At 60.6% G+C, this 16,634-nt stretch carries 14 protein-coding genes and 1 pseudogene; 7 read left to right on the top strand and 8 right to left on the bottom strand.

The window, feature by feature from the left end; all coding sequences use genetic code 11:
* Window positions 1-8: 8 nt before the first annotated feature.
* The 3 genes from QYH43_RS16125 to QYH43_RS16135 all read right to left on the bottom strand — a co-directional run bounded on the left by QYH43_RS16125 (window position 9) and on the right by QYH43_RS16135 (window position 4,269).
* On the bottom strand, window positions 9-995 hold the full coding sequence (locus QYH43_RS16125) for an ABC transporter substrate-binding protein (protein ID WP_301157408.1): 987 nt from the start codon (window positions 993-995) through the stop codon (window positions 9-11).
* A 391-nt stretch (window positions 996-1,386) separates the two neighbouring features.
* Window positions 1,387-2,757: an aspartate aminotransferase family protein gene (locus tag QYH43_RS16130; protein ID WP_301157409.1), complete on the bottom strand. Its 1,371-nt coding sequence runs from the start codon at window positions 2,755-2,757 to the stop codon at window positions 1,387-1,389.
* Window positions 2,758-2,778: 21 nt separating this feature from the next.
* Entirely contained in the window at window positions 2,779-4,269 is a 1,491-nt protein-coding gene (locus tag QYH43_RS16135) for an aldehyde dehydrogenase (protein WP_301157410.1), read from the bottom strand.
* 226 nt (window positions 4,270-4,495) lie between these two features.
* Between QYH43_RS16135 and QYH43_RS16140 the strand changes: the two genes are divergently transcribed.
* Window positions 4,496-5,425: a LysR family transcriptional regulator gene (locus QYH43_RS16140; RefSeq protein ID WP_095057229.1), complete on the top strand. Its 930-nt coding sequence runs from the start codon at window positions 4,496-4,498 to the stop codon at window positions 5,423-5,425.
* Between the two features lie 112 nt (window positions 5,426-5,537).
* Here the strand turns inward: QYH43_RS16140 and hrpB are convergent, their stop codons facing one another.
* The gene (hrpB, locus tag QYH43_RS16145; protein WP_301157412.1) at window positions 5,538-8,054 is read right to left on the bottom strand and encodes an ATP-dependent helicase HrpB; all 2,517 of its coding nucleotides are present in this window, start codon (window positions 8,052-8,054) and stop codon (window positions 5,538-5,540) included.
* A gap of 109 nt (window positions 8,055-8,163) precedes the next feature.
* On the opposite strand from hrpB, the gene QYH43_RS16150 reads away from it, so the two are divergent.
* Both QYH43_RS16150 and QYH43_RS16155 read left to right on the top strand, forming a co-directional pair.
* Complete coding sequence (locus QYH43_RS16150; RefSeq protein WP_301157413.1) at window positions 8,164-8,583, top strand: polyribonucleotide nucleotidyltransferase; 420 nt, start codon at window positions 8,164-8,166, stop codon at window positions 8,581-8,583.
* A gap of 41 nt (window positions 8,584-8,624) precedes the next feature.
* A complete protein-coding gene (locus tag QYH43_RS16155) occupies window positions 8,625-9,521 on the top strand; it encodes a cation diffusion facilitator family transporter (RefSeq protein ID WP_301157414.1) in 897 nt (298 codons plus the stop codon).
* Here QYH43_RS16155 and QYH43_RS16160 read toward each other — a convergent pair.
* Window positions 9,518-9,714 (bottom strand): annotated as a pseudogene (locus QYH43_RS16160) (glycine zipper family protein); the annotation flags it as partial. The gene QYH43_RS16155 and the pseudogene QYH43_RS16160 sit on opposite strands and share 4 nt — an antisense overlap.
* A gap of 120 nt (window positions 9,715-9,834) precedes the next feature.
* Here QYH43_RS16160 and QYH43_RS16165 point away from each other — a divergent pair.
* The 4 genes from QYH43_RS16165 (at window position 9,835) to QYH43_RS16180 (ending at window position 12,553) form a co-directional block, all read left to right on the top strand.
* On the top strand, window positions 9,835-10,068 hold the full coding sequence (locus tag QYH43_RS16165) for a hypothetical protein (protein ID WP_301157415.1): 234 nt from the start codon (window positions 9,835-9,837) through the stop codon (window positions 10,066-10,068).
* Window positions 10,069-10,124: 56 nt separating this feature from the next.
* Window positions 10,125-10,844, top strand: coding sequence for a peptidase E (locus QYH43_RS16170; RefSeq protein WP_159953404.1), 720 nt, complete (start codon window positions 10,125-10,127; stop codon window positions 10,842-10,844).
* A gap of 805 nt (window positions 10,845-11,649) precedes the next feature.
* Window positions 11,650-12,129, top strand: coding sequence for an Lrp/AsnC family transcriptional regulator (locus QYH43_RS16175; protein WP_007937367.1), 480 nt, complete (start codon window positions 11,650-11,652; stop codon window positions 12,127-12,129).
* Between the two features lie 214 nt (window positions 12,130-12,343).
* Window positions 12,344-12,553: a DUF2788 domain-containing protein gene (locus QYH43_RS16180; RefSeq protein ID WP_039594082.1), complete on the top strand. Its 210-nt coding sequence runs from the start codon at window positions 12,344-12,346 to the stop codon at window positions 12,551-12,553.
* Here QYH43_RS16180 and QYH43_RS16185 read toward each other — a convergent pair.
* From QYH43_RS16185 to QYH43_RS16195, 3 genes are all read right to left on the bottom strand, one after another.
* Window positions 12,548-13,183, bottom strand: a complete 636-nt coding sequence (locus QYH43_RS16185) for a pseudouridine synthase (protein ID WP_095057233.1) — start codon at window positions 13,181-13,183, stop codon at window positions 12,548-12,550. The genes QYH43_RS16180 and QYH43_RS16185 overlap by 6 nt on opposite strands.
* A 69-nt stretch (window positions 13,184-13,252) precedes the next feature.
* Complete coding sequence (gene amn / locus QYH43_RS16190) at window positions 13,253-14,752, bottom strand: AMP nucleosidase (RefSeq protein WP_177408784.1); 1,500 nt, start codon at window positions 14,750-14,752, stop codon at window positions 13,253-13,255.
* Window positions 14,753-14,931: 179 nt separating this feature from the next.
* Complete coding sequence (locus QYH43_RS16195) at window positions 14,932-16,581, bottom strand: acyl-CoA dehydrogenase family protein (protein ID WP_301157417.1); 1,650 nt, start codon at window positions 16,579-16,581, stop codon at window positions 14,932-14,934.
* Window positions 16,582-16,634: the final 53 nt, after the last annotated feature.

Consider the following 16,634-nt stretch of genomic DNA (forward strand, 5'->3'; position numbering starts at 1 on the left):
GCAGCCTCCTAGAGCGGGGTGACGAAACGGTTGTCGATCAGGTCGTCATTGCTGACGTTGTACGGTTTGCCTTGCAGTTCGCTGGCGGTCTCGTTGGCCAATTTGATCAGCGGTGCGCTGTCACCCGGCTTGCCCGGCGAGCCCAGCAGTTTTTCGCTCATCGCCTGATCGTAGAAACGTACGCCTTGGGCGGCGGCTTCCAGCTCTTTCGGATCGGACAGGTAACCGCCGACACCTTTGGCCATGATTTTGTAGGCTTCCTGCGGATGGTCCTTGGTGTACTGCACGGCTTTGTACAAACCGGCCACCAGGGCCTTGACGTCTTCCGGCTGTTTTTCGATGACCGAGCAGTTCAGCGCCACTACATCGATGATCACGCCCGGCGTGCTGCTGCTGTCGATCAGCACCTTGCCTTGCTGCTTGTCGCGCACCATCGACAGGTGCGGTTCCCAGGTCACAGCGGCGGGTACACGACCGGCGATGAATGCGGTGGCGGCATCGTCGGCTGTCATGTTCTGCACGGTGATGTCGCTCATGCTCATGCCGTGTTTCTTCAGCAGATAGGACAGCCAGAATTGCGAGGTCGAACCTTCGTTCACCGCAACGGACTTGCCCTTGAGTTCCTGCAGGCTCTTGACGTCCTTGCCCACCAGCACGCCGTCGCCACCATGGCTGTCATCCAGCGCGGCCACGGCCTTGAAGCAGAATTGCGGACGGTACTTGAGCACCTCGTCGATGGTCGACGCCGAGCCCGACAACTCGCCGGACGCTTGTGCGGCCATGTACATCGCCGCTTCCTCGACCACCGGCAATTCGACGGTCAAACCGTTTTCCTTGAAGTAGCCCAGGTCCCGGGCCAGGTACAAGGTGCCGTAGCCGACCCAGGTGGTATGACCGATAGACAAGGTGCCGGCCTGGACGCTGGTGGCGACCGTCGCGGCGATGGCGGTGACCGCCAGTGGATAAGTGATGCGCGTGAGCAAGGACTTGGTCATGGAGCACTCCCAAAGCTGTTGATTTAGTTTTGTCATGGGCAGTACGGCGAGCCCTGAATCGGCTGCGACCTGGGGTCTCTAAGGGACCCTTCGGCGGGCAGCATTCGGCGGGCTGGCGAGAACGATGGTGGCCCATGGGAGGGCTTAGGAAAATGAGGAAATATGTGGATGTGGACGATGAAAAAACTGCTTAGCGCGCACCGGAAGAGAGCGCTGCGGGCGGGGATGCCCGAGGTGGGTGCAGAACCTGGAGAATGTGTTGAATGTGCAATAGCGATCGCCGGCAAGCCAGCTCCTACGGTTCTTTGTCGCACCCAAAAAACAGGGGCGACGCAAAACCTGTAGGAGCTGGCTTGCCGGCGATCAAGGTCCGAAGGACCTTCAGGCGATATCAGAGCCGGCCGTATTCCTGCGCCGTGCGATCCATCGCTTTCAGGGTCTTGCTGATCAGTTCGTCAATCTCTTCACGGCTGGCAATCAACGCCGGCGCCATGATCATCCGCCCCAACGTCGAACGAATGATCACCCCCTCCTCGAAACCAATCGTGCGGCAGCGCCACGCAATGTCGTTCTCGTTGGCAAAGCGTTTGCGGCTGTCTTTGTCTTCGGCCAGTTGCAGTGCCGCGACCAGGCCCGTGCCCTGAATATCACCCACCAACGGGTGCTTGCCGAACACTTCGCGCAGGCACTGTTGCAGGTAGGGGCCGATGTCGTCCTTGACCCGCGTCACCACGCCTTCATCACGCAAGGCCTTGAGGTTGGCAATCGCCACCGCCGCCGCCACTGGGTGTCCGGAATAGGTCAGGCCATGGGCAAACACACCGCCCTGCTCCACCAGTACCGAGGCCATTTTTTTCGACAGGATCAAGCCACCCATCGGGATGTAGCCCGAGGTCAAACCCTTGGCGATGGACAGGGTGTCCGGCTCGAAACCGAAATACTCATGGGCGAACCATTCGCCGGTACGACCGAAACCGCCGATCACTTCATCGGCACACAGCAGCACGTCGTACTTGCGGCAGATGCGTTGGATTTCCGGCCAGTAGCTTTCCGGCGGGAAGATCATCCCGCCAGCGCCCTGAAACGGCTCGGCGATGAAGCCAGCGACCTTGTCTGCGCCCAGTTCAAGAATCTTCGCTTCCAGTTGCTGTGCTGCGCGAAGGCCAAATTCGGCCGGCGTCAGGTTGCCTTCGTGGGCGAAGAAGTACGGCTCGTCGATGTGCTCGATATCCGGAATCATGCCGCCCATTTCGTGCATGAACTTCATGCCGCCCAGCGCCGTCGCGGCCAGGGTCGAACCGTGGTAACCGTTCCAGCGGCCGATCATGACTTTCTTCTCGGGCTTGCCGAGCACCTGCCAATAACGACGCACCGTACGGATCAACACCTCGTTGGCTTCGGAGCCGGAGTTGGTGTAGATCGCGTGACTGTAGTGAGCCGGCAGCAGGCTGAACAGCAACTCGGACAGCTCTATGACCTGCGGGTGGGTGGTGTGGAAAAACATGTTGTAGTACGGCAACTGCTCCAGTTGCTGGCTCGCCGCGAGGGCCAGGTCCTTGCGCCCGTAACCGAGGTTGGTGCACCACAGCCCGGACATGCCGTCGAGGTAACGCCGACCGTCGTTGTCCCACAGGTGCAGGCGTTCGCCACGGACCATCACCCGTGGCCCCTCGTCGTTGAGGGCTTTCTGATCGACGAACGCATGGATGTGGTGCGCAGCGTCGGCGGCCTGGTAGTCGCGGGTTTCACGTGGTGTGGTCATCGCCGGTTCTCCGTTTTGTTATCAGCGCAATTGAAACCAGGTGGTCTTCAACTGGGTGTATTTATCGAATGAGTGCAGCGACAGGTCGCGACCGAAACCGGACTGCTTGCCGCCGCCAAAAGGTACGGTCACGTCCAGCGCATCGACGCTGTTGACCGACACCGTGCCTGCTCGCAATTGTCGCGCCACCCGGTGGGCGCGATTGAGGTCGTCGGTCCACAGCGAAGCCGCCAGACCGTAGACGCTGTCGTTGGCCAGTTGCAACGCGTGGGCCTCGTCGTCGAATGGCGTGATCGCCAATACCGGGCCAAACACTTCATCGCGAAACAACGGCATGTCCGGCGTCACGCCGGTGAAAATCGTCGGCTGAATGAAGTTGTCGGAGCCGTTGAAAATTGACTGCCGACCGCCACAGACTTTGGTCGCGCCTTGCTGTTCGGCCTGCTGGATGAACTTCATGATGCGCGCGGTCTGACGATTGTCGACGATGGCCCCGGCGGCGCTCGACGGGTCCAGCGGGTCGCCCGGCAGCCAGCGTTCGGCCTGGGCCTTGAGGCGCTCGACAAACTCGTCATGAATCGAACGCTGCACCAGCAACCGCGAATTCGCCGAGCACACTTCGCCCTGATTGAAGAAGATGCCGAACGCGGCTTTTTCGGCGGCCAGATCGAGGTCCTGGCAATCGGCGAACACCAGGTTCGCGCTCTTGCCGCCGCACTCCAGCCACACCTGCTTGAGGTTCGATTGCGCCGAGTACTGCATGAAATATTTGCCGACTTCAGTGGAGCCGGTGAACACCAGGCAGTCGACGTCCGGGTGCAGACCGAGGGCCTTGCCGGTTTGTTCGCCGAGACCCGGCAGCACGTTGAACACTCCTGCTGGAATCCCCGCCTCTAGCGCCAGCTCAGCCAGGCGCAGAGCGGAAAACGGCGACTGCTCGGCAGGTTTGAGAATGACGGAGTTGCCAGCGGCCAGGGCCGGGGCAAGTTTCCAGGCGGCCATGTCCAGTGGAAAATTCCACGGCACCACGGCAGCCACTACGCCAAGGGCTTCGCGGGTGATGGTTGCCAGCACGTTCTGCGCACTCGGCGCGACCTGATCGTAGAGTTTGTCGAGGCTTTCGGCGTACCAGCGGAACACCCCGGCGGCACCCGGCACGTCGATGTTGTAGGCGTCCGTGACCGGTTTGCCCATGTTCAGCGAATCGAGCAGCGCCAGTTCTTCACGGTTTTCCAGGATCAAGTCGGCCAGGCGCAACAGCACTTGCTTGCGCTCGCTCGGTGACCGTGCAGCCCAGGTGCCTGCCTCGAAGACTTGCCGCGCATTGCGCACTGCCACATGCACATCTTCTTCGCCGCACGCGGCAACGTTGGCCAGGCATTGCCCGGTGGCAGGATTGATCGCGGCAAACGTCTGCCCCGACTGCGCCGGGAGGTGCTGACCGTCGATCACCGCCAGGTCGGGAAACCGCAGCGTAGCGGCCTTGCGTTGCCAATACTCAAGCTCGAACACGTTCAGATGCTCCGGTGGACATTCTTGTGTATTGGATAGTCGCTCAGGCCCAAGCGGTGGAAAACCAGTAAATATGTGTTCGCAGGCCAACAAAAAACTGCTTAGCCAATCTCCCCACTGGCGCAGCATGTGGTTATTGTTCAAACACAACAAATCGTCACCCGAGCGGATCGGGGTGGCGCGCAAATTGCCAGGATGACTGATCCGCCCTTCCCCGAGGTTTGCTGTGGCTGCCTACAATCTGCGTCAATTGAAGTACTTCATCACCACCGTCGAGTGCGGCAGCGTCGCCGAGGCCTCGCGCAAGCTGTACATCGCCCAGCCATCGATCTCCACGGCCATCAAAGGGCTGGAAGACAGCTTCGGCGTGCAACTGCTGATTCGTCACCATGCACAGGGCGTGTCATTGACCCCCAGTGGTGCACGCTTCTACCGCAAGGCCCAGGAACTGCTGCGCATGGCCAAGGAGTTCGAACAGAACGCTTTGGCCGACAACGATGTGGTGTCCGGACAAATCGATATCGGCTGCTTCGAAACGGTCGCACCGCTGTACCTGCCGCAATTGATTGCCGGGTTTTCGGCGTTGTACCCGGGGGTGGAAATCCGCATCCGCGATGGCGAGCAGCAAGAGCTGGTGCAAGGCCTGACGTCCGGCGCGTTCGATCTGGCGATCCTGTATGAGCACGATCTCGACGGCACCATCGAGACCGAACCATTGATGCCGGCACAACGGCCTTACGCGCTGCTACCGGCCGATCACCGCTTTGCCCAGCAGGCGCAGGTGTCGCTGCGGGATTTGTGCCTGGAACCGATGATTCTGCTGGACGTGCAACCGAGCCGGACCTACTTCGTCAGCCTGTTCGATGAGCTGGGCCTGACCCCACGCATCGCCTTTAGCTCGCCTTCCATTGAGATGGTGCGCGGCATGGTCGGCCAGGGATTCGGCTTCTCGATCCTGGTCACCAAGCCACACTCGGAGTGCACCTACGACGGGAAGAAAGTGGTGTGCGTGAACATTGCAGAAGAGGTCACCGGTTCAGGGCTGGTGGCGGCATGGCTCAAGCGCGGGCAACTGACCAAGCCGGCGCAGTTGTTTGCAGATTACTGCCGCGAACAACTCACCGCCAAATCCGAAAGCTCACACCCTCCCCTGTAGGAGCTGGCTTGCCAGCGATGGCGTCATCCAGGCCGAAGCAAGTCTCAAGGGCCTCTTCGCCGGCAAGCCGGCTCCTACAAGGTATGCGCGCAGCGTGCTATCGGCGTTTGAATTATTTACGCGGTTTGATCCGCGCAGTCGCCTCGGCCACCAGTGGATCATCCGGCCAATAATGCTTCGGATAACGCCCCTTCAAATCCTTCTTCACCTCGGAGTAGGTGCTGCGCCAGAAGTTCGCCAGGTCCTGCGTCACCTGCACCGGTCGCCGTGCCGGGGACAACAGGTGCAGTTTCACCACTTGCCGGCCACCGGCAATGCGCGGGGTTTCGGCCAGGCCGAACAACTCCTGAAAACGCACCGCCAGAATCGGCGGCTGCTCGCTGTAGTCCAGTCGGATCGACGAGCCCGACGGCACGTTTAAATGGTGCGGCGCCAATTCGTCGAGGCGTTGCGGCAGCGGCCACGGCAGCAGGTTGCGCACGATGCTCGACAGGTCGAGATTGGCAAAATGACTGAGCCGCGAGACTTTGCCCAGATACGGCATCAACCAGTTTTCGAGACTCTTCAGCAACGCGGCATCACTGACATCCGGCCATTCGCTTTCGCCCTTGGCGGCCAGATCCAGTTGCCGCAACATCGCGACCCGCGCCTGCCACTGACGCAGCTCCGGCGTCCACGGCAACAGCTCCAGACCTTTGCGTCGCACCAGATTGACCAGCGCCTGGCTGCGGGCGCTTTCGTCGAGGCCGGTCAGCGGTTCGCGGCTGAGGATCAGTTCGCCAACCTTGCGCTGACGTTCGGCGCGCAGCACGCCCTCGCGTTCGTCCCAATCCAGTTGATCGACGCAGCGAACCTGTTCGGCCAGCACTGAATCGAACAGCGCCGGATCGAAATCCGTCGCCAGATAAATCCGTTCTTCACGCTGCCCCTGACGACTGCCCAGATCGGCAATCACCAGCCACGGTTGCTTCATCAAACTGTCGGCTTCAGCGAACAACGCGGCGCGACCGTTGGCCAGGCGATACTCCGCGCCACCGGCCCGGCGCTGTTGGGCCACGCGGTCTGGATAGGCCAGCGCCAGCAATGCGCCGAGCCAGCGCGGATGATCCGGATCGCTGACCGGCTCCGAAGCTTTACCACGCAGATAACCGCGATATTGCCGCGCCAGTTGCCGGGCTCGTTGTACCCCACCCTGCGCGCCGCGAGCGGCACGTTCTTCGCCAGACAACAGGGTCAATCGACTGTGCAGATCCGCCCCGGCGCCACGCAAAATATCGCGTTCGCCGAGCAGCGCCGCGACATCGCAAGCCATGTCCGCCAACCCCAGCGCCTGACCACGCAACAGCAAATGGGCGATGCGCGGATGCGCCGGCAGCTCGGCCATGGACTGACCGTGACGGGTCAGCGTTTCCCCCTCCAACGCACCGAGGCGCTGCAGCAAATCCTGAGCCTGTGCATAAGCGGCCGCAGGCGGCACGTCGAGCCACACCAATTGCCCCGGTGTCACGCCCCAACGTCCCAGTTGCAAGGCCAGCCCCGCGAGGTCCGCCGAAAGAATCTCTGCACTGCCGTAAGCGGCCAGTTGCTCGTGCTGATCCTGCGACCACAAGCGATAACACACACCCGGCTCCAGTCGCCCGGCCCGGCCTGCACGCTGGATGGCACTGGCCTTGGAAATGCGCTGCGTGTCGAGGCGGGTCATGCCGCTGCCCGGATCAAAACGCGGCACCCGCGCCAGCCCGGCATCGATCACCACGCGCACGCCGTTGATGGTCAAACTGGTTTCGGCGATGTTGGTGGCCAGCACCACTTTGCGTTTGCCCGCGGGTGCCGGATCGATCGCCGCACGCTGCGCAGCCAGGTCCAGTTCACCGTGCAACGGGCAGAGTAAAACCTGAGTGTTTTCGCCCAACGCATCGGCCAGTTGTTGATGCACGCGCCGGATTTCCGCCTGCCCCGGCAGGAACACCAGCACGCTGCCGGTTTCGTCGTTCAAGGCTTCGAGGATGGTCTGCACCAGACGCGGCTCGATGAATTCACCGGACTGGAACGGCCGCCCCCAACGCATCGCCACCGGGTACATGCGCCCTTCACTGCGCAGGATAGGCGCGTCGTCGAGCAACCCGGCGAGGCGCTCGCCTTCGAGCGTGGCGGACATCAAGAGGATTTTCAGCGGCTGGTCATCACGGAACAATTCCCGGCCATTGAGGCTCAGGGCCAGCGCCAGATCAGCGTCGAGGCTGCGCTCGTGGAACTCGTCGAAGATCAGCAAGCCCACGCCATCCAGCGCCGGGTCATCCTGCAGGCGCCGGGTAAGGATGCCTTCGGTGACCACTTCGATGCGCGTGTTCGGGCCGACCTTGCTGTCGAGTCGAATGCGATAACCCACGGTTTCGCCGACCTTCTCGCCCAACTCGCTGGCCAGCCGTTCGGCCGCGGCGCGCGCAGCCAGGCGACGCGGTTCGAGCATCAGGATGGTCTGCCCGGCCAGCCAAGGCTCGTCCAGCAAGGCCAACGGCACGCGGGTGGTTTTACCAGCGCCGGGCGGTGCTTCGAGCACGGCTTCGTGGCGTGAAGCGAGGGCTTCACGCAGGGCGGGTAAAACTTCATCAATCGGCAAAGAAATCATGCTGGCTCCCAAACAGAGGCGCGAGTATAACGGCGAACTGCAAGGCGTTCGTCAGGGTCTTAACTCTTACAGACGACGTTTCGTTTTGAGATTACCCAGGAGATTTCATATGCGTGCTCCCTTTCGCCTGATCGGCGGTGTTCTGGTCGCAACCTTGCTGACTCAAGTGACCGCTTGCGGTTCGATCTTCTACCCGGACCGACGTGGCCAGATCGACGGCAAGATCGACCCGGCCATTGCCGCGCTCGATGCCGTGGGTCTGCTGTTCTATATCATTCCCGGTTTGATCGCATTTGCCGTGGACTTCGCCACCGGGGCGATTTACTACGCGCCGGGAGAGACCGCACAAGTTGCCCCGGAAAAACTCAAGGAAGCCATCGGCGCCGACGGCAAAGTCGATAACCACAAATTGCAGACTTTTCTGGAACGTGAACTGGGCCGCAGCTTCCCGCTGGACGATCCGCGTCTGATCCAGAGCAAGGGCAGCGCCCAGCAGCTGGCGATGCTCGGCCTGCAACCGTCCGCGTAACCCGTACGTGTGAAGGATCACTTTAAGGAAATGCTCCCCCTATGACCTCCAGCGCCGAACACGCCCGCCTGCTGCGGCTGGCCACCCGCGCCTCGGTGGCGGTGGCGTGCACCCTGATCGTCGCCAAAGCCATCGCCTGGTGGCTGAGCGGTTCGGTGAGCATGCTCGCCGGCCTCACCGACTCGACGCTCGACGGCGTCACGTCCTTGCTCAACCTGCTGGCGGTGCATTACGCCTTGCGCCCCGCCGACAATGATCATCGCTACGGGCACGGCAAGGCCGAGTCGTTGGCGGGCATGGCCCAGGCGCTGTTCATTGGTGGCAGTGCGGTGCTGATCGCGTTACAGGCCTACGAGCGGTTGAAACACCCCGAACCCGTGGGCGCGCCGTGGATCAGCATCGCGGTGATTGTGTTCTCGCTCGTGCTGACCGTGGTGTTGTTGATGTTTCAACATCGGGTGGTCAAGGCCACCGGCTCCAACGCGGTGCGCGCCGACTCCCTGCACTACCGCTCGGACCTGCTGCTCAACGGCAGCATTCTGATCGCGTTGGTGCTGGCCGGGTTTGGCCTGCATCAGGTAGACCCCTGGTTCGGCCTGGGAATCGCCGCCTACATTCTATGGAGCGCGGTGCAGATCGCCCGGGAGAGTTTTGCGGTATTGATGGATGAAGAACTGCCGCCGGATGTCAGCCAGCACATGCTGGAACTGGCTTGCAGCGTGCCGGGCGTCTTGGGTGCGCATGATCTGCGCACCCGAATCTCCGGCAACCAGTGGTTTGTGCAATTGCATCTGGAGTTGCCGGGAGAGCTGACGTTGTCAGTCGCCCACGGTATCAGCGACCAGGCCGCGGCAGCCATTCACAACGCCTACCCGCGAGCCGAAGTGCTGGTGCACGCCGATCCGAAGGAAGTGGTGAACGCCGCCAGGGCTGGCTAGTTCACCTGATAACCGCGACTGCTCAGGCACTTGCCTTGGGCCTGCTGGTAGCCTTGCACCACGCAAGAGTCTGGCCGATAGGTCGCCGTCTGCGGGCAAATCCGCTCTGCTGCACCGCGCATTGGTAGCACTCGTAACCGTCCCGATTGACCTGCTCCGGCGACTGGCCGTTGGCCGGATACGCCATCACGTCGCACGTTAGTGACAAACCGCTGTATGCGGGAACGAATCTCGATATCATTCGCAATGAGGCAAGGTTGCCTCGCTGATGACGTGTCATTGACACGAAATACGCGCTATCAGGAGATAGAAGATGCATGTTAAATCGGTAACTTTCGCTGCAACCCTCCTTCTTTCAGCCCACGCTGCTGCCATGACAGAAAATCAGGCTTCGTTTGACAAAGATCTTGTAAAGGATCTGTCGCAAGTCTTGGTTACCAACCCTACCTCCAAAACAGCTCCCTTAGCCCAGCAACAAGCAGGGCATATGGTTGCTGTGACTACTTGCAAGCTGTTCATGAAGCCGCACCCGCTTGCTTGCAACTAAGTTTACTCCACTCGAGACCGGCAATCGCCGGTCTCTCCTTTGAACTAGGGGCGAGCGTGAAAATTATAACAATTGGGGGCGGTGAAATTTCACAGCTCGAAACTTTAGAACTGGATTCTTTTATCTGCAGCCAGACAGACAAACGCGAGCCGAAAGCCCTCTTTATCCCAACCGCAAGTGGCGACGCAGAGGGATACTGTAAAACTTTTCAGCATATCTATGGCAAGCAGCTTGGGTGCAAAGTTGATTTTCTCCTGACTACAAAATCAAACTTCTCTCAACAAGATGCGATACAAAAAATTCTAACTGCTGACCTTGTGTATGTGGGCGGCGGAAATACGCAAAAGATGCTCAAAATCTGGCGAGACTACGGAATCGATCTGGCCCTTCGCCAAGCAGGACAAAATGGCACCGTCCTGTCTGGCCTGAGTGCTGGAGCGATCTGCTGGTATGAAGCAGGGCTTAGCGACTCGGATCGGTTCTCAGCCGTAGAAGGTTCAAGCTGGAGCCTGAAGCGGCTTGAAGGGCTGGGTTTTCTGCCGGGCGTTTTCTGCCCTCACCTCGATAAAGAGCAGAGACATGAACCTCTGCTGAATCTTGTTGGCTCCTCCGGAGAAAGGGCCGTTGCTTGTGACAATGGCGCTGCGATCTTCTGGGAGAATGGTGTCGCTCGAGTCTTCACTTCTCTCCCTCGCGCATACGCTTACATCTACACAGAGCAGTCTGGTGAGGTGCGCGCTGATCGATTTGCCTCGGGTGAAAAACTGCCATTGTGATCCCTCAAGCCGTCCAAACGTAAAGGGTGACCGCATCCACCCTCCCCCGTCATGGCCGGGGAGGGGGTACCCGTTTTCTACCGAGGTGAGCGAGATTAGCGGGGCATCAAGCAGCTCCATTTTTTGATTGCTGGACTCAGCAGCCAATCCCACCGGCTCCCGCCCCAACGGCTTGTCCACACCACCGACGGCGTCCGCGCCAAACCCATGCACTCATTTACTGGGGCGTTTCGACATCTCCCCGACGCACCGACAACTCAAACACATCCCGCAGCCCCCCCCATGACCAGATCATCCCGCAAAATCAGGCTCTGAACTTTCGACTAATAAGCCGATTCGAGGGAAAAGAGGGCGACGATTTCTAGATGCAATTCCATGAGTGAAAAACTTGATGAATGTCGTACTGACCGAGGAAGTGAAAATCAAAAAATCGCTGGCAAGCCAAGCCTTACCGGCCAGCGGTGGACGGGGTGGCTTATTTGCGCAAAGAAAAAGGGGAGACCCGTCGGCCTCCCCTTGAGAACTTCGTCCTGGCTCAACGCTTTTGACGTTGGCTCACCTCACGCCGTCTTCTGGACAGTGTGTAGCTCGGGGGCCAGCACATCCCCGGTGGGGGGTGGCGGCCGCATCTGGCCTGATTCGGCGAGTTGCAGTGGACTGTTTGTCCGAGCAGTGATTCTGGTGATAAGAATAGGCCTGGAGCGCCGGCAGAGGATTGCGAAGATTGCTGAATTAAACATCACTTGCGCAATTTTTAACCCTGGATAGATAATCCACCGCAATAGTTACGACAAAGGACTGATTGATGAGCAAGCTCGACCGTTATGACCTGAGTATTTTGGCGGAATTGCAGCGCGACGCGCGCATCTCCAACCAGGAGCTGGCCGAGCGCATCGGCCTGTCGCCTTCGCCGTGCTCGCGACGGGTCAAGCAACTGGAGGACGACGGCTACATTTCCCGCCAGGTCGCCCTGCTCGACCGCAAAATGCTCGGTCTGAGCCTGACCGCCTACGTGCTGATCGGCATGGACCGTCACACGCCGGAGCGTTTCGAGAACTTCGAAGCGGCCATTCGCACCTTGCCGCAAGTGCTCGAATGCAGCCTGGTGACCGGGATGGACGCCGACTATCAGCTCAAGGTCGTGGTGCCGGACATGGATCACTATCAGAAGCTGCTGCTGGGACACCTGACCCGGATTGAAGGCGTGACCAGTGTGCGCTCGAGTTTTGTGCTCAATCAGGTATTGAACAGCACCGAACTGCCGTTGACTCATCTGCGCAGTTGAGGACGCTATCGCTGGCAAGCCAGCTCCTACAGGTTTTGAGTCGGTCACAATGTTGTGACCGGCGCTAGACCTTGTAGGAGCTGGCTTGCCGGCGATGGGGCCGGCACAGGCGACGAATGACTGCGACACACCGACGCAGGTCAATACTGCACGCTGCCTGCCGGGCGTATACTCCCCGCGCCCTTTTTAGCCGCGTGCGCGCTGGAGATGTTCGATGGATCCTGCAGTATTCGAAGAGTGGATGATGACCGGACTGGTCAGCATCCTGATCATTTTCATGGGTTTCATCGTCTGGGATCTGGCGAAGAAGTCCAAGGCCGGGCGCTTTGGCTCGTTCATTCTGTTCTTCGTGCTGGGCCTGGGCGTGGCAGCGTTCATCATCAAGAGCGTGGTGATCGGCCTGATCGAATCCGGCACGTTATAAGCGCGCCGGTACTTCCTTCCACTGGCCCTGATCGAGCCCTTCGATCGTCCAGTCGCCGATCCTGACCCGCACCAGGCGCAACGTCGGCAACCCGACCGCCGCCGTCATGCGCCGCACCTGCCGGTTACGCCCTTCGCGAATCACCAGTTCCAGCCAACTGGTCGGCACGCTTTTGCGGAACCGTACCGGCGGGTTGCGGGGCCACAATTCAGGCTCATCCAGTTGTCGCGCTTCGGCAGGTAACGTCATGCCGTCATTCAATTCGACCCCGTCACGCAAGCGCTGCAATTGCTCAGTGCTCGGCTCGCCTTCGACCTGAACCCAATAGGTCTTGGCGAGCTTGTGTTTCGGATCAGCGATGCGCGCCTGAAGCTGGCCGTCGTTGGTCAGCAACAACAAGCCTTCGCTGTCGCGGTCCAGACGCCCTGCCGGGTAGATCCCGGGAATGTCGATAAAGTCCTTGAGCGTCGCCCGCCCTTCGCCGTCGCTGAATTGCGTCAGCACATCGAACGGTTTGTTGAACAGGATCAGTTTCGGCTCGGCTGGCGGAGCCTTGGCGACACGGCGCGGGGCTGCAGCAGAAGGCTTCGCGCCAGGGCGGCGGGAAACGGGGCGTTGAGGACGGGACATGGCGAAGAGAACATCTAGCGATCAGGGCTGACAATGCTAGTGCCCCGACCGCTAAATGACCATCGCGAATCAGCGGAACGGCGGCTCGTCGAAGCTGCGCAGTTTGCGCGAGTGCAACGAGTTGAGCTCGGTGCGCAGCAAATCCACGGCGGCGATGCCGATCTTCAGGTGCTGGCTGACCGCACGCTCATAGAACGCGTTGGCCGAGCCCGGCAGCTTGATCTCGCTGTGCAACGGCTTGTCCGACACGCACAACAACGTGCCGTACGGCACCCGCAGACGATATCCCTGAGCAGCAATGGTCCCGCTTTCCATGTCCACGGCCACGGCGCGGGACAAGTTGATCAGCGGACGTTCCTGGGCCCAGCGCAGCTCCCAGTTGCGGTCGTCGTAAGTCAGCACGGTGCCGGTGCGCAGGCGTTTCTTCAGTTCATCACCCTTCTCCCCGGTGACATTGGCTGCCGCCTGCTGAAGCGCCATCTGCACTTCGGCCAGGGCCGGAATCGGAATGTTTGGCGGCACGACCCGGTCGAGAATCCCGTCACGACGCATGTAAGCGTGCGCCAGCACGTAGTCGCCAATGGTCTGCGACTGACGCAAGCCACCGCAGTGGCCGATCATCAGCCAGCAGTGCGGACGCAGCACGGCCAGGTGATCGGTGATGTTCTTGGCGTTGGACGGGCCAACGCCGATGTTGACCAGGGTGACGCCATGACCGTCGCTCGCGATCAGGTGATAGGCCGGCATCTGGTAGCGGTGCCAGACCACGCCCGCGGCAATCGCCGACGCTTCGCCGTGATCCATGCTCTTTTCGATGATCACGTTGCCCGGCAGGACCATGCGCACAAAACGCGGGTCGCTGCGCAATTGTTCCAGGCCATGGACGATGAACTGGTCGACGTAGCGGTGATAGTTGGTCAGCAAAATCCACGGCTGCACATGACGCCAGTCGCTGCCGGTGTAATGCACCAGTCGGCGCAGTGAGAAATCCACCCGTGCGGCATCGAACAAGGCCAGCGGCAGCGGATCGGTGTTTTCCCAATCGTACAAGCCGTCGGCAATACCGTCGGTCGCAGCCGACAGGTCCGTGCTCGGGAACACCCGCGCCAGCACCGCAGCAGTCACACCGGAGCCAGCCAGCTCATCGCCCTGCTCAACCACGTACGGGTAAGGAATGTTCTGCTGGCTGACGCCGACTTCGACCGTCACGGTGAAGTCGTGCATCAACGGCACGAGTTGTTCCAACAGGTATTTACGGAATGCGGCGGGATGGGTGACGGTGACGCTGTAAGTGCCCGGCAACTGCACCTTGGCGTAAGCGCGGGTGGTCTGCGGGACTTCCCCCTGGCAGAGGTAGGTCAGGCGTAATTCGGGATAGCGGAACATCGAGCGCTGCTCGGCATCGGGCTCGACACGATCCTTGAGGTAACGCTTGAGCGCCTGGCTCAGCGCGACGGTTGCACGATTGTGCAAGTGAGCAAGCCGGTCCACGGCTTGCTCGGCGGTTTGAACGACAATAAAAGCTTCGGTCACGATCAGCATCCTGTGTTCTGACTTGCAGACCTTCATCTTGCCTGCATCGTCGCTTCACGGGAACAGTGGCGTATTGGCAATGCAGAAGAATTGCGGTGAATGCAAAACCCCTGTGGGAGCCAGCCTGCTGGCGATAGCGCAATTACATTCACCCTGTCTGTTGGCTGTGGCACCGTTATCGCCAGCAGGCTGGCTCCCACAGGTTTTTAAAGTGTTCAGAATCCTTGCGGGGTCGAGCGGGCGACAATCGCCTCCACATCCAGGCCGCGTGGCAAGGCGCCGTAAACCCGACCGTTCGAACCAAGGCGACTGGCAATAAACGCATCACTGACCACCGCATTCCCCGCCTCCAGCAACAGCTTGGCCTGCAACCCCAACGCAATGTCTTCGGTCAGTTGTCGCGCCCGGTACTGAATGTCACCGGTGTCTTTGAACGCCGCCTGCAATTGATGAATGTGCGCCGCCAGCCGTTTATCGCCATGGCCATCGCCCAATTCGCTGAACAGCACATCGAGAACGCCCGGTTCTTTGGACAGAGCACGCAGCACATCAAGGCACTGCACGTTGCCGGAGCCTTCCCACGTCGAGTTCACCGGCGCCTCGCGATAAAGACGCGGCAGGATGCTGTCTTCGACGTAACCGGCGCCCCCCATGCATTCGGCAGCCTCGTTGATCATCGCCGGTGCGCGTTTGCAGATCCAATACTTGCCCACTGCCGTGACCAGTCGCGCAAATTTGGCTTCATGGCTGTCATCCAGATGATCCAGCGCCTTGCCCATGCGCAGGCTCAACGCCAGAGCCGCTTCACTTTCCAGCGCCAAATCCGCCAGCACGTTTTGCATCAAGGGTTGTTCGCTGAGCAACTTGCCGCCCACCGAACGATGAGCGCAGTGGTGGCTGGCCTGGGTCAGCGCCTGGCGCATCAGTGAACTGGAACCGACCATGCAATCGAAGCGGGTCATGGCGACCATCTCGATGATCGTCGGAACGCCGCGCCCTTCTTCACCGACCATCCATGCCAGCGCCCCCCGGAACTCCACTTCGCTGGAAGCGTTGGAGCAATTGCCGAGTTTGTTTTTGAGGCGCTGAATGTAGAACTGATTGCGCGTGTCGTCCGGGCGATGGCGCGGCAGCAGGAAGCAGGTCAGGCCTTTGTCTGTCTGCGCCAGGGTCAGGAAGGCATCGCACATCGGCGCCGAACAGAACCATTTGTGCCCTAGCAGCTCGTAAGCCTGACCGGGACCGCTGGCGCCAACCGGATACGCCTTGGTGGTGTTGGCACGCACATCGGTGCCGCCCTGCTTCTCGGTCATCGCCATGCCGATGGTGACGCCAGCCTTGTGGGCCATACCAACGTTGCGCGGGTCATATTCAGTGGCGAGGATTTTCGGCAGCCATTGTTTCGCCAGATTCGGTTGCAGACGCAGCGCCGGGACACTGGCGAAGGTCATGGTCAGCGGGCAGCCACTGCCAGCTTCGGCCTGGCTGTGCAGATACGTCATGGCGGCGCGGGCGACATGGGCGCCGTCCTGCGGCTGCGCCCAGGGCAGTGAGGTCAAGCCGTGCTCGATCGCCGTGCGCATCAGTTCGTGATAGGCCGGATGAAATTCCACCAAATCGATGCGGTGACCAAACCGGTCATGGCTGCTGAACACCGGCTTGTTCTGGTTGGCCAGGAACCCCGCTTCCATCAACGGCCCGCCGGCCAGTGCGCCGTAGGCGTCGATCCGCGATTCGGCCCAGCCGGCACCGAACCGCCGCGACCACTCCTGCAACGGCAAGTCGATGCGGTACAGGTTGGCACCATCCAGTGACGGCGGCTGATTGGTGACTTCGTGGGTTTCGGCGAACTGATGCAGGTTCATGACAGGGCTCCTTTGGTCGGCCAAGGGACTTCAGTTAAGCACCGCCCCATGAC

Source organism: Pseudomonas sp. C32 (genome assembly GCF_030417915.1).
In the GTDB taxonomy this organism is placed as follows: Bacteria; Pseudomonadota; Gammaproteobacteria; order Pseudomonadales; family Pseudomonadaceae; genus Aquipseudomonas.

Coding starts and splice junctions, on each gene's coding strand:
- QYH43_RS16175 (WP_007937367.1), top strand. CDS start 11,650: ATGAGCAAGCTCGACCGTTATGACCTGAGTATTTTGGCGGAATTGCAG.
- QYH43_RS16165 (WP_301157415.1), top strand. CDS start 9,835: ATGCATGTTAAATCGGTAACTTTCGCTGCAACCCTCCTTCTTTCAGCC.
- amn (WP_177408784.1), bottom strand. CDS start 14,752: ATGAAGGTCTGCAAGTCAGAACACAGGATGCTGATCGTGACCGAAGCT.
- QYH43_RS16155 (WP_301157414.1), top strand. CDS start 8,625: ATGACCTCCAGCGCCGAACACGCCCGCCTGCTGCGGCTGGCCACCCGC.
- QYH43_RS16185 (WP_095057233.1), bottom strand. CDS start 13,183: ATGTCCCGTCCTCAACGCCCCGTTTCCCGCCGCCCTGGCGCGAAGCCT.
- hrpB (WP_301157412.1), bottom strand. CDS start 8,054: ATGATTTCTTTGCCGATTGATGAAGTTTTACCCGCCCTGCGTGAAGCC.
- QYH43_RS16125 (WP_301157408.1), bottom strand. CDS start 995: ATGACCAAGTCCTTGCTCACGCGCATCACTTATCCACTGGCGGTCACC.
- QYH43_RS16195 (WP_301157417.1), bottom strand. CDS start 16,581: ATGAACCTGCATCAGTTCGCCGAAACCCACGAAGTCACCAATCAGCCG.
- QYH43_RS16180 (WP_039594082.1), top strand. CDS start 12,344: ATGGATCCTGCAGTATTCGAAGAGTGGATGATGACCGGACTGGTCAGC.
- QYH43_RS16150 (WP_301157413.1), top strand. CDS start 8,164: ATGCGTGCTCCCTTTCGCCTGATCGGCGGTGTTCTGGTCGCAACCTTG.
- QYH43_RS16130 (WP_301157409.1), bottom strand. CDS start 2,757: ATGACCACACCACGTGAAACCCGCGACTACCAGGCCGCCGACGCTGCG.